This is a genomic window from Lysinibacillus sp. FN11 (genome assembly GCF_024628845.1).
Taxonomy (GTDB): Bacteria; Bacillota; Bacilli; order Bacillales_A; family Planococcaceae; genus Lysinibacillus; species Lysinibacillus capsici.
This window is the reverse complement of the sequence record NZ_CP102383.1, coordinates 3,637,741-3,650,840: the sequence shown is the minus strand read 5'-3', so window position 1 is coordinate 3,650,840 and position 13,100 is coordinate 3,637,741. Positions and strand designations below refer to the sequence as shown.

Below are 13,100 nucleotides of genomic sequence, written 5' to 3'. Positions count from 1 at the left end.
TTAATAATAGACTGAAATTTCGGTCCGTTATTAAGGTTTTTTTCGTTGGAATAGTGGAAAATGGGGGTATGGATAAGGGAAAGGAAGTGTTGCCTTTGTATAAGTCACAAGAAAAGAAGCTTATATGGCTAAGCTTTGGTGTTGCAATCATTATGCTACTTTCTATTCTTGGAAGAATATTTGGAAGTTAAGGGGGCAATGAGATGATTAATGAATCAGCGGTCTATTGGAGCCGAGCATTAACGGAGTTAACATTATCGTTCCATATTATTTATGCAACAATTGGTGTGGGTGTCCCGTTAATGATTATGATTGCTCAATGGACTGGGTATAAAAAGAATGATGAACATTATATCTTAATGGCAAGACGTTGGGCCCGTGGTTTTGTCATTACTGTAGCAGTCGGTGTGGTAACTGGAACCGCAATCGGCTTACAACTATCATTATTGTGGCCTAATTTTATGCAACTCGCTGGTCAAACAATTGCGTTACCACTTTTTATGGAAACGTTTGCATTTTTCTTTGAGGCGATATTCTTGGGCATCTATTTATATACTTGGGATCGCTTTGATAGTCAGAAAAAGCATATGCTTCTGTTAATCCCTGTTGCTGTCGGAGCATCGATGTCGGCAGTCTTTATCACAATCGTTAACGCTTTTATGAACGCACCAAGAGGATTTGATATCGTAGATGGAGAACTTGTTAATATTCAACCTTTTCTTGCAATGTTTAACCCTGCCATGCCAACAAAGGTTGCACATGTACTTGTGACAGCGTACATGACATCGGCATTTGTGCTAGCAGCTATTGCAGGATTTAGGATGTTAAAAGGTTCGAAGCATGTATACCATAAAAAATCACTACTTTTATTAATGAAAATTGGCTTGATTTTCTCCATTGCAGCCGCTGTGATTGGAGATTTTTCAGGAAAATACTTAGCCGAATATCAACCCGAAAAACTAGCCGCAGCAGAATGGCATTTTGAAACAGAAGGTAAGGCGTCTCTTGTATTATTTGGCGTCTTAGATGGAGAAGAAGTTAAATATGCTATTAAAATTCCGTATGCTTTAAGCATTCTTGCACATTTTAATCCTAATGCAGAGGTAATCGGCTTAGATCAATTTGAGGAAGAGGATCTACCGCCACTCTATATTCACTATCTCTTTGATATCATGGTTTCTATTGGTATGTTTATGATGCTAGTTTCATTACTTTATGTTGTAGGGAAAGCACGGGGCTGGCAGTTTATTCATTCACGATGGTATAGATGGATTATCGTAGCGGGAGGACCACTATCAATTATCGCGATTGAAGCAGGTTGGTGGCTTGCCGAAGTTGGACGTCAACCATGGATACTTTATGGACTAATGCGTACACCTGAAGGAGCTACGACGAGCGACCATGTGGATTTAATGTTGCTTTTATTCGCAGGAGTCTATGCAGTATTAGCAGTGGGAAGTATTGTCGTATTGGTAAGAATGTTTAAAAATAACCCAATCGAACGCGAGATTGAAGATCGCCACTCTGAAAAAGGCGGTGACATCCTATGACGTTAGAGATTTTAGGTATTTCAGTATTATGGATATTCCTATTTGGCTATGTCATAGTCGCATCAATCGATTTTGGTGCTGGCTTCTTTAATGCATATAGCCTACTTATTGGAAAGAATCATATTTTAACAAATATTATTAAACGTTATTTATCGCCTGTTTGGGAAGTTACCAATGTCTTTTTAGTATTCTTCTTTGTAGGAATCGTAGGATTTTTCCCGCAAACCGCTTTTTATTACGGAACGATTTTACTTGTGCCCGTTAGTATTTCGCTTGTACTGTTGGCAATTCGAGGCTCCTACTATGCCTTTGAATCGTATGGTACACGAGGCCATATCGGATATACACTGACATATGGTGTAGCAGGTTTATTAATTCCCGCTTCTTTATCCGTTGTCTTTGCCATTGCTGGTGGAGGCTATGTTGATGTAATTGATGGGCAGCCTGTGCTGAACTACTGGACTTTATATACAAGTCCATTTGCTTGGAGCATTGTGGTACTAAGTATCGCTGCTGTATTGTATATTTCAGCCGTATTTTTAACATGGTATGCGCATAAAGCAAATGATAGCGAAGCAACGAAACTGATGAGAAAATATGCTCTTGTGTGGGCAGCACCGCTAATGATTAGTGCGCTAGGAATTATGTATGAAATGAAATCCATCAACCCAGAAAGCTACAGTCATATGGTAAATTTATGGTGGATGTTTGCGATTTCAGCTGTCTTATTTATTGTCACAGTCGTACTTATTGCCATGCGTAAAAAGTACGGACTTGCAGTTGGGCTCCTGATTGCTCAATTTGCCGTAGCCTTCTTTGCCTATGGAATAGCTCAATATCCATACCTACTGTATCCGTATTTAACCATTTACGATAGCTTTACAAGCACACAAATGGCGATCGCTTTAGTTATCGCATTTATTTTAGGACTGTGTCTTCTTCTTCCTTCACTTTATTTATTGATGAAACTATTCTTATTCAATAAAAAATATGTGACAGGAAAAGAAGACAATCACGCATAGGAGGAAAGCACAAATGCAAAGTTTTTTAATTTTTTATGCACCTTTTATTGTCGTCATTCTTGGGATCTTGTGTGCATTTTGGTGGGCACCAAGGGATTATCATATTACGAAAGAGCAGGAAAAGAGTCGCGAATAGCGACTCTTTTTTCAAGTTAATTAGCAGAGACGCGCAACAGCCAAGTCTTGTTCTTTTTTCATTCGCCAACACATGCTACAATAAGGAGATTGAAATGGAGGATGTACGAATGTCAGCACCCGTGAAAAAAAATGAACGACTTTCAGTTTATATAGAAGATCTAACGCATGATGGCAATGGTGTCGCAAAGGTTGAAGGTTATCCACTATTCATACAAGGCGCACTGCCAAACGAAACGGCCGAAATCCATGTGTTAAAAACATTAAAAAACTATGGCTTTGCAAAGGTAATAGATATTATCAGGCCATCTCCAGACCGTGTTGAAGCTCCATGTGATTACTTCAAGCAGTGTGGCGGCTGCCAATTACAGCATTTATCCTATGAGGGGCAGCTAAAATGGAAAGAAAATATGGTGCGCAATGTGATGCAGCGGATTGGTAAAATTAATGCACCTGTTCACCCAGTAAAAGGTATGAAAGAACCTTGGCACTATCGTAATAAAGCCCAAATTCCTTTCTCTGAAAATGAAGCAGGACAAGCGATTGCAGGCTTTTATAAAACAAAAACGCATAGCATTGTAGATATGGATCGCTGTTTAATTCAAACAGGAGAAGCAGATGCAATTCTTGCAGGCTTGAAAAAGGAATTAGCAACGTTAGGTATTCGCTCTTACAATGAGCATACACATGAGGGCATGTTGCGTCATGTCGTTATACGTAAAGCACGAGCAACAGGCGAGGTCATGGTTGTCCTTGTAACGAAAAAGAAAAAGTTCCCACAAAAAGAGGCAGCTATTACAGTAATCAAAAAGCTAGTGCCAAACGTTACATCGATTATGCAAAATGTGAATAGTGAGAAAACCAATGTTATTTTTGGTGATGACACAATCAACCTTTGGGGTAAAGACATTATTATTGATACTATTGGTGATGTACGTTTTGAAATCTCGGCTCGTTCCTTCTACCAAGTCAACCCAGAGCAAACAGAGGTCCTCTACAAGCAAGCACTAGATTATGCTGACTTGCAGGGAGATGAACGTGTCATTGATGCGTATTGTGGAATTGGTACGATTTCTTTATTCCTTGCTCAAAAAGCAAAGGCCGTCATGGGCGTGGAAATTGTCCCACAAGCGATTGAAGATGCCAAACGCAACGCACTACTTAATGGCTTTACAAATACTTATTTTGAAGCAGGCCCAGCAGAGGAAGTTATCCCAAGATGGTATAAAGAAGGCAAGGAAGCAGACGTACTAGTAGTTGATCCACCGCGCAAAGGTTGCGATGAAGCACTGCTAACTACTATTCTAGAGCAACGACCAAAACGAGTGGTCTACGTATCCTGTAATCCAGCCACACTAGCGCGCGATCTTCGCATTTTAGAGGATGGCGGCTATCACACACAGGAAATTCAGCCAGTAGATATGTTCCCGCATTCGACGCATTGTGAAGCAGTAGCATGGTTGAAGTTAAACGACTAACACATTACTAAACTCACCTACACAATAAAAAATTATCGTTTTAGGACGGATTTCAGTTGAAATAATTTTTTGTTTATCAATAAAAACTCGGATTCGATCAAATACGAATCCGAGTTTTTTTTCGATGTAATTTCATCCATCTGAAATCTTCACTAATTGAGTCAATTCACATTGACAAAAACCATTCAAAACATCTCATCACTTATAAACTATATAAAATTGTATATCTCTAGTTTTAATTGTTTTTTTCTCCAATATGACTTAAAAGAGACTCTGTCAATTCTCGTCTTATTTGCGTGATATGGTTTTCCATGAGTTGCTTAGCTTGGTTCGCATCTCCAGAAGCGATGGCTAAGTAAATTCTTTTATGTTCATCGATGGTCTCTTGCGTTCGTTCCGAATCTTCCAAGCGTTGTCTACGGGTAGCTCGGATTGTATCTTGCATATGCTCACTAAGGGTTTGAAATAATTGTAAAAATATTGAGTTATGTGAAGCAAGTACAATATTAAGATGGAAACTTAGGTCTGCTTGAATTCCTAATTCTACATCATTTTTACCTTGATCCATCATGTCTAATGCTTTGCTAATTCGTTCTAAGTCTACAGAAGTAGCTCGTCGTGAAGCTAAAAAGGCACACTCTACTTCAAGTGCTTGGCGAAGTTCCAACATTTCATAAATTAATTTTTTTTCAGTATTTATTATTGTAGAGGAAAGCTCTTCGCTTAAAGTATGGGATTCAGCAGTTTTAATAAAGCTACCACTGCCTTGTTTAATTTCAATAAATCCCTTTATTTCAAGTTTTCGAAGTGCCTCTCTCACCGATGTTCGACTGACATTAAAACGACTCGCTAATTCTCTTTCTGTCGGGAGTTTATCCCCAGGCTGTAATTCACCATTTAAAAAATATTCCTTTATTTGATCAACAATAACTTGATATGCTTTTTTCTTTGGTTGAGGCATTACCTATCTCACCACCTTAAATACATAGTACTATAAACGCTTTAATCATACAGAAATACAGCATGTTTATCAATTTAAGAAAAAAATTAATAGTTGATATTTTCTGAATATTTAGTACAATGTAAAAAGGTTGGACCAATTAAAAGAATATAGAAAATTGGTATGACATATAAATTTATCAATTAAACACTCAAAATACTATGAGAGTAAAAGGGGAAGGAAAAAATGATTACTACAAATGAAGAATTAGTGATGGCTCTACGAAGTGTTCTTCCAGAAATTGAAGTGACAATCAATCAAACGATTTTAGAACAGCATAGCAGTGATGAATCCTATCATAGCGCCAGTCTTCCTGATATTGTGGTGTTTCCGACAAAGACAGAAGAAGTGAGTAAAATAATTAACATAGCAAATCAATACAAAGTACCGATAGTGCCATTTGGAAGAGGAACAAGCTTAGAAGGACATGTCATCCCTTATAATCATGGGATAACGATTGATTTTTCACTTATGAACAGAATAGTAGAAGTTAGAGAGAAGGACTTTCTTGTGAAAGTTCAACCAGGGGTAACGCGTTCTCAGTTAAATAAAGAATTGAAGAAATATGGATTATTTTTCACTGTAGACCCAGGAGCAGATGCAACAATTGGAGGAATGGCGGCAACAAATGCTAGTGGGACAACATCTGTTAAATATGGAACTATGCGCGATCAAGTTCGAGATTTAGAAGTTGTTCTCTCAGATGGAACAGTGATTCATACAGGAAATTTAGCAGAAAAATCTTCATCAGGCTATCATTTAAATGGGCTTTTCGTTGGGTCTGAGGGAACACTTGGTTGTTTTACTGAATTGACGTTAAGAGTCTATGGTATTCCTGAATGTGTAATGGCTGCTAGAGCGTCCTTCAAAACAGTGAATGATGCTGTGGAAGGAGTGGTGAGTATTCTACAAGCGGCAATTCCCATTGCAAGAGTCGAACTTGTAGATGAACCCTCAATGAAGCAAGTGAACTTGTATAGTCAAACAGCTTATGAGGAACAACCAACCTTATTTTTAGAGTTTGAGGGGAATGAGGCTGGCTTAAGGCAAGATGTAGAATTTATGAAAGAGATTGTAGCGGCTCATAATTGTGAAAATATTGAATTTGAGATGGATAATGCAGCCCGAAATCAGCTATGGGAAGCTCGCCATAATTTAGCTTACGCCTATGTCCATGGACACCCAGGAAAAAAACTAATGGTAACCGATGTTTGCTTACCGATATCCGAATTAGCAGGTGCTATAGAACATGCAAGAGAAGCACTTGATATGTTAGCGCTTACAGGTGGGGTTGTTGGACATGTTGGTGATGGCAATTTCCATGTACTATTAATGATTGATATGAATGATCCAAAAGAAATAAAGAAAGCTGATGAATTGAATGAATTGATTGTGATGTATGCACTTGAACGAGGAGGAACTTGTACAGGAGAACATGGTGTGGGCATTGGTAAGCAGAAATATCAAGAGAAAGAACACGGTAAAGCACTTCTAGTGATGGAAAAGATTAAACAAGCACTTGACCCTGACACACTTTTCAATCCGAATAAAATATTGAAAATAAAAATATAGGGAGTGGAATTATGAAAATTTTAGAAGCGATTAGTACGATAGCTGGAAAATATTTCGCCATCTGGGTTATTTGTATTGCTGTTATTGCTTTTATAGCTTCGGAGCCCTTTTTAATATTTGGAGGGTATATCACGATTTTGCTAGGCATTGTTATGTTTGGCATGGGTCTAACGTTAAAAGCAGTTGATTTTAAATTGGTTATAACGAATCCAGTACCAGTCATTATTGGTGTATGTGCTCAATATGTTATCATGCCACTTGCCGCTTTTTTAATTGCTTATATAATGAACTTGCCAGCAGAATTAGCTGCAGGGCTAGTCCTTCTTGGATCTGTACCTGGTGGAACTGCTTCAAACGTCATGGTGTATTTAGCTAAAGGAAATGTACCTTTGTCCATCACAATGACATCCTTTTCGACATTATTAGCTCCAATTGCCACACCACTCATCCTATTATTACTTGCAGGTAAATGGATGCCAGTTGATCCAATAGCAATGTTTACTTCAATTATTCAAGTAATTATTTTCCCTATTATCCTAGGGATTGTTATAAGAAGAGTTGTTCCTCAAATCGTAGAAAAAAGTATTAATGTGATTCCTCTTATTTCAGTAGTTGCTATTATGATTATTGTATCCGCTGTTGTTGCTGGTAATGTTGATACCATCGCTTCGGCAGGCTCCATTATTTTTGCAGCTGTAGTGCTTCATAATGCATTCGGATTGTTATTTGGTTATATAACAGCTCGTCTATTAGGCCTCGATGAAAGTAATCGAAGAGCTATTTCAATAGAAGTTGGAATGCAGAACTCTGGTCTAGGTGTAGCGCTAGCCACTGCCCACTTCGGTCCCTTAGCGGCCTTACCTAGTGTACTTGGGGCTGTTTGGCATAATATTTCTGGTCCAATTCTCGCTACCTATTGGTCAAAAAAACCAGAGATACTAAAGGTACAACATACTAAACAGATACAAGAAGATAACGGCAGAACTCAAATATAGGAGAGTAAATATTCGATGTCTACGGCTTGTATTGCAGTCATATTATCTATTTTGTTTAAATCCACCTCACAAATTGATCCATTCGAAAAAATATAGAAATGAAAATTAGGTATAATAAAAGTAGATGAGATAGAAACAAGCTATCCATCTGCTTTTTTATTTTTTAAAATATCATTTAGGACGGATTTTCGTTAAAATAAACATTGTTGATTTTTACATTAATTCTTGATAAAGAATACTTCTACCTCTATTAGGTAATGAGGCAAATGTATCAATATGTCCATAGTGAGAGGAATTGGAAATAACATGAACGATAATTTTTGGCGTGATTTACCACGGCCATTTTTTGTATTGGCACCGATGGAAGATGTGACAGATGTTGTATTTCGTCACGTTGTAAGTGAAGCAGGTCGACCAGATGTGTTTTTTACTGAGTTTACAAATTCGGATAGCTACTGTCATCCAGAGGGAAAGAAAAGTGTGCGTGGCCGTTTGCTCTTTACAGAAGATGAGCAGCCAATGGTGGCACATATTTGGGGAGATAATCCCGAGTATTTCCGTGAAATGAGTATTGGCATGGCAGAGCTAGGATTTAAAGGTATTGATATTAACATGGGCTGCCCTGTACCAAATGTAGCATCAAGAGGGAAGGGGAGTGGCCTAATTCTCCGACCAGATGTTGCGGCAGAATTGATTCAAGCAGCAAAAGCGGGCGGACTGCCTGTTAGCGTGAAAACGCGACTTGGCTACAAGGATGTAAATGAGTGGGAAGAGTGGCTAACGCATATTTTAAAGCAGGATATAGCGAACCTTTCGATTCATCTACGAACAAGAAAGGAAATGAGCCTAGTAAATGCGCATTGGGAGCTCATTCCAGAAATCAAAAAGTTACGTGATCGTATTGCACCTAATACGCTACTCACGATCAATGGAGATATTCCTGACCGTCAAACGGGACTGCAGCTAGCTGAACAATACGGTATTGATGGCGTGATGATTGGACGAGGTATTTTTAAAAATCCTTTTGCTTTTGAAAAAGAGCCAAAAGAGCATAGCAGTAAAGAATATCTTAATCTTTTAAGACTGCAGCTCGATCTTCAAGATCAATACTCGGAAGAACTACCACGTTCCATCACAGGGCTTCATCGCTTCTTCAAAATTTATGTCAAAGGATTCAGAGGAGCTGGTGAATTAAGAAGTCAATTGATGAACACAAAATCAACGGATGAAGTGCGTGTATTGCTAGACAACTTTGAATCAAACAATATTGAATGACAATGAAATGATGAAACCACCAATAAAGTCAAGTAAATAACAGTAGAAGTAGGAGCAAAGATTTTGGGATGAGATTTCTCTTTCTTTGCTCCTTTCAATTTATCGCTATTGATGTTTTGGCTTCAAATGCTAGTGGAAGGCCTCTTGTTTTTATGCTCTGTTTTTTATTTAGACAAGTCCTACTTTTAGTCCTATTAATTTAGAAAGGTGAATTTCTGAAATAAGGAAAGCGTCTTTCTTCATAAAAGGCCCATTTAATAGAGGAAGAATATTAAAGAAATTAACTAATTCTTATAATGATCTTGTGCTTAAATGATAGAAGAAGTTAAAGAAGGATGAGGTATATTCTTTTGAATATGCCTATTGTTATTTTTGTGAAAATAACAATATTGCCCCTGAATCATTTGTAGATTGGTAATAGAAAATAACATATTTTTGTAACGTAATTAAATTCTAAGAGTTATATAAGTGAAAGGGGTGAAAATAGGTGGACTTTGAGGAAATCTATCAGGAATACTTTAAAGAAGTTTATTTATATATCCTATCATTAAGTCACGATGAGCGCATAGCCGAGGAAATAACACAAGAAGCATTTTTTAAGGCATTAAAAGCAATAAAAAAATTTGATGGTTCTAAGGATATTCGAGCATGGCTTTTTACAATTGCGAAAAATACATATTTCTCACACTACAAAAGAAAGAAACGACAAGTAGATTCAGGTGCAGTAGAAGAATCAAGTACGGAAGTGCAAATTATAAAGCATTTGATGAATGAAGAAGATGCCTTCATGGTTCATCAGTTTCTTCACTCGATGAATGAGCCATATAAGGAGGTCTTTTCCTTACGTACTTTTGGAGAATTACCTTTTGAAAAGATAGGACGTCTTTTTGGAAAAAGTGCAGGGTGGGCAAGGGTTACCTTTTACAGAGCGAGAAAACAAATTATCGAGTATATGGAGGCGATGAATTATGAAAGAGATTAAATGCACAATTATTCAAGATGTTTTACCTCTGTATGTTGATGAGGTAGTTAGTGAAGATACAAAAGAAATGGTAGACGAACATTTACAGCATTGTGAAAAATGTCAAAAAGAATATGAAGCTATGAAACAGGAACTTTATATCCCGGCAGAAAATAAGGCTTTTCAATTTAAAGAGATCAGTAAAAAATGGCGTAAGAAAAAAGTGATCATTTCCATTACTTCGGTTTTCATAACGGCACTTATTTTATTGGGGACCTATTTGTCTGTTTTCTATTTTGAAACGGTTATTCCTTATTCGGAAGATTTGATCAAAATCGAAAGACAAAATGATCATCAGTTGGTTTCCCGATATTATGGCAAAAGCCGTGCAGGTGTTCACGGAACGTTTCCTATGGGAATTGAAATTGATGGAGAGAAAAAGATTGTGAGTTTTATTTATTATACAAAAACAGTGGCTGATTCGCCTTCGAGAAACCTGATTGATGATGAAAAGAGGCTTGGACAAGAAGATACCTTTGTTCTACCTGAAAGTGGAAACAATGATGCGGTATATTATGTGGAATTTGATTCAGAAGAGATGGTTCCAGGAGGAAAGGATTCTTGGGATTCAGCTTTAGAACATGCTGTATTAATTTGGGAGAAATAAACTGATTGAAATCATATTTAGTTATTCGATTATCGGGCGATTTTCTATAATAAGGATAAGTGTCATTCTTTATGAATAGAGCCATATTGTTGAAGAAGACTCTTTAATGAAGAAGAAGAAAATTTCCTCGAGCAGATCATTGACAATAGTTGAAAGGCTATCTTGAATACAGAGACGAAGGTGTAAAATGAAACAAACCCGGGATTTGATTCCCGGGTTTGTTTTTACTTATTGGCAACTATGACCAATTTACCTGTATCCAGTTCCTTTTCGAATTGAGCAGCTTCCGATTCACTTAATCCGACAGAAGCTAACTTGTTGCGGAGTTCATCTCCACGGGAATTCACCAGGTTCTTCATCGAAGTCAGGAACCCTTGCTCGCTAATACCAGCTTCTTCAGTCCCAAGTGCTTCGTTAATATCATCTTCACGTTCTTCATAGTGCGCAAAGATGTAAATGTTATCTCGAAGATACCCTTGCGCTTCTAATTTCTCCACTTCTTTTTTCGCCTGTACTACGTTTTCTACTGTCAATTTGACTGTCATTAATGATCCCTCCTATATATGTTCACATTCAATCTATTCCACTAAATTAAATGAATAAAACATCTTTTTTGTTTTTAATTATGTTAGAGTGGCATGAACAACTAATGGAATACTAATGAACAACTCGAAAACAATGGAAGTTGTTATTCTAAATCTTTATTCTAAAGCTACGTCCAATTCTTTATAGAGTAGGACTTTTTTGTTTGCATCAATAGAGGATTTAGAGAAACATCAGAGAATTGTATAGTGAGTACCATTATATGTAATGACGAGCTTATAGGAGTTGTATGAAGATGATTGTGACAACTAGACCGTTAAAAATTAAATATAATAAATCAGTAAATACTTTTCAGGAGTTTATGCAAATTCATCACAACAATCATTCCCTTACGAAGGAAGTTGTTTTTCTACGCTATATCGGTATACCTGATTCGGTAGATTTTTATAAAGATGAGATTTTACAAATGGAGGAGTATTTCTCCAAGCAAAGCGTATTTTATTTACGACTGCATAAGCTTGAGGTCATTCGTAATAAGGAAGATGTAGATAGATTGTCAGAAAGTTGGAGAATGTGGCAGACTGCTGCTGAAAACCCGCAATTACTGTATAAGCTATCTTTGTGCAGTAAATTAGCGAGTGATCAACTTGAATGGACAAAAAAGCTAAGCTTTAAACAGATGATTCAACTATTTAAAGAAAATCAGCCTTATCCTAATGAAACTTTGTTAAAAAATTTTGCAGTTAAATTTTTGTATTGGATGGATTATTATTTACCACAAATTTTTTCTGAGGAAAATCCAATGTCCCCAAAAATTGTTTTTATAGGTGACATTACGCAGCATGAATTACTATTTTTATATTTCTTATCGTCACTGGGGTGCGATATTTGTTACATGAATCCTAAAGGAGATATTGCCAATTTGTACCCTATAATAGAAGCGTCATCTACCTTACATATGTGTCGTCATTTCTATGAAAAGGAAATAACATTGCCTATTAAAAGTACTTCAAGACAATTGAACATCCCTGTTCAAAAAACGAATGTAACAGAAGAGTGGAGCTATGAGCAATTAGCCTCCTTAGCCACATCTGTTGTGATGATTAAGACCTTCGGGGAGGATGATAAGGTTTTATGCTATGGCTCTGGTGTTATTCTCCACCAAGATGGATATATTTTAACAAACTTGCATGTTGTGGGTGGTGGAAAATATTATTCTGTGCTCTATGAAAATGATACCAACGAGTATATAACCCATCAATTTGTGAAATATCATGATATGCATGATTTGGCTATTTTGAAGGTAGACAGAAGAAGCCACCCTTTACCTGTTAAAATGGATGGACAATTAGTTCGAGGGCAAAAAATTGTGGCGATTGGCAGTCCTTTAGGATTGTTTAACTCGGTTTCTGATGGGATTGTTTCTGGTTTTCGTGATATACGGCAAATGTCTATGATTCAATTTACAGCTGCTATATCAAATGGCAGTTCGGGTGGGGCCTTATTGGATATGTATGGTCAATTGGTTGGTCTGATTACTGCAGGCTTCGATGATGGTCAAAACCTTAATTTGGCTGTACCTGCCAATCTAATTTATCAGTTTGCTCAAAACTTTATAGAAATACCGAGTTGAATTTCCACTATTCCACCATTGCTTTTTATTTGGTAATCTTATAGAATGTAGAACGGTATAAATGAACGATATATAAATCCTTTAATACGGTCCAGAGAGGCTGAAAAGGGCTATGTGATATTTTTAAGCTAATATCTTTGCTTTGTCATGCCCTTTTGTCCTCTGTGACGGAAGGGCTTTTATTATTGTTCCATACTCCTCTTTTAAAGGGAGTCCTGTGAGGCTTCAAAAGAGAATGGACAAGACAGCTATAATCCATTCACTAAAAG

Annotated in this window: 12 protein-coding genes; 10 read left to right on the top strand and 2 right to left on the bottom strand. The window is 37.1% G+C overall.

Translation table 11 applies throughout. The annotated features are described in order from the left end of the window. Positions 1–203: 203 nt before the first annotated feature. The 4 genes from NP781_RS19345 to rlmD all read left to right on the top strand — a co-directional run bounded on the left by NP781_RS19345 (position 204) and on the right by rlmD (position 4,185). Positions 204–1,550 (top strand): cytochrome ubiquinol oxidase subunit I, encoded by a 1,347-nt coding sequence (locus NP781_RS19345; RefSeq protein WP_257520624.1) that lies wholly within the window; start codon positions 204–206, stop codon positions 1,548–1,550. Beyond that, positions 1,547–2,572: a cytochrome d ubiquinol oxidase subunit II gene (locus tag NP781_RS19340; protein WP_004225693.1), complete on the top strand. Its 1,026-nt coding sequence runs from the start codon at positions 1,547–1,549 to the stop codon at positions 2,570–2,572. The genes NP781_RS19345 and NP781_RS19340 overlap by 4 nt, the downstream gene beginning before the upstream one ends. Before the next feature lie 13 nt (positions 2,573–2,585). Further along, entirely contained in the window at positions 2,586–2,708 is a 123-nt protein-coding gene (locus NP781_RS19335; protein WP_004225690.1) for a cytochrome bd oxidase small subunit CydS family protein, read from the top strand. 109 nt (positions 2,709–2,817) lie between these two features. Beyond that, a complete protein-coding gene (gene rlmD, locus NP781_RS19330) occupies positions 2,818–4,185 on the top strand; it encodes a 23S rRNA (uracil(1939)-C(5))-methyltransferase RlmD (RefSeq protein WP_257522555.1) in 1,368 nt (455 codons plus the stop codon). Positions 4,186–4,420: 235 nt separating this feature from the next. On the opposite strand, the gene NP781_RS19325 is transcribed toward rlmD, so the two are convergent. Continuing rightward, positions 4,421–5,146, bottom strand: coding sequence for a FadR/GntR family transcriptional regulator (locus NP781_RS19325; protein WP_221682788.1), 726 nt, complete (start codon positions 5,144–5,146; stop codon positions 4,421–4,423). Positions 5,147–5,371: 225 nt separating this feature from the next. Between NP781_RS19325 and NP781_RS19320 the strand changes: the two genes are divergently transcribed. The 5 genes from NP781_RS19320 to NP781_RS19300 all read left to right on the top strand — a co-directional run bounded on the left by NP781_RS19320 (position 5,372) and on the right by NP781_RS19300 (position 10,655). Beyond that, entirely contained in the window at positions 5,372–6,757 is a 1,386-nt protein-coding gene (locus tag NP781_RS19320) for an FAD-binding oxidoreductase (RefSeq protein ID WP_009374261.1), read from the top strand. Between the two features lie 11 nt (positions 6,758–6,768). Further along, positions 6,769–7,752: a bile acid:sodium symporter family protein gene (locus NP781_RS19315; RefSeq protein WP_221682789.1), complete on the top strand. Its 984-nt coding sequence runs from the start codon at positions 6,769–6,771 to the stop codon at positions 7,750–7,752. A 306-nt stretch (positions 7,753–8,058) separates the two neighbouring features. After that, complete coding sequence (locus tag NP781_RS19310) at positions 8,059–9,027, top strand: tRNA dihydrouridine synthase (RefSeq protein ID WP_221682790.1); 969 nt, start codon at positions 8,059–8,061, stop codon at positions 9,025–9,027. A gap of 487 nt (positions 9,028–9,514) precedes the next feature. Beyond that, positions 9,515–10,009: an RNA polymerase sigma factor gene (locus tag NP781_RS19305; protein ID WP_257520623.1), complete on the top strand. Its 495-nt coding sequence runs from the start codon at positions 9,515–9,517 to the stop codon at positions 10,007–10,009. Then, positions 9,996–10,655, top strand: a complete 660-nt coding sequence (locus NP781_RS19300; protein WP_257520622.1) for a zf-HC2 domain-containing protein — start codon at positions 9,996–9,998, stop codon at positions 10,653–10,655. The genes NP781_RS19305 and NP781_RS19300 overlap by 14 nt, the downstream gene beginning before the upstream one ends. 224 nt (positions 10,656–10,879) lie before the next feature. Here NP781_RS19300 and NP781_RS19295 read toward each other — a convergent pair whose 3' ends face one another. After that, a complete protein-coding gene (locus NP781_RS19295; protein ID WP_221682791.1) occupies positions 10,880–11,200 on the bottom strand; it encodes a YflT domain-containing protein in 321 nt (106 codons plus the stop codon). Positions 11,201–11,493: 293 nt separating this feature from the next. Here NP781_RS19295 and NP781_RS19290 point away from each other — a divergent pair, with 293 nt between their 5' ends. Continuing rightward, complete coding sequence (locus NP781_RS19290; RefSeq protein WP_257520621.1) at positions 11,494–12,831, top strand: trypsin-like peptidase domain-containing protein; 1,338 nt, start codon at positions 11,494–11,496, stop codon at positions 12,829–12,831. Positions 12,832–13,100: the final 269 nt, after the last annotated feature.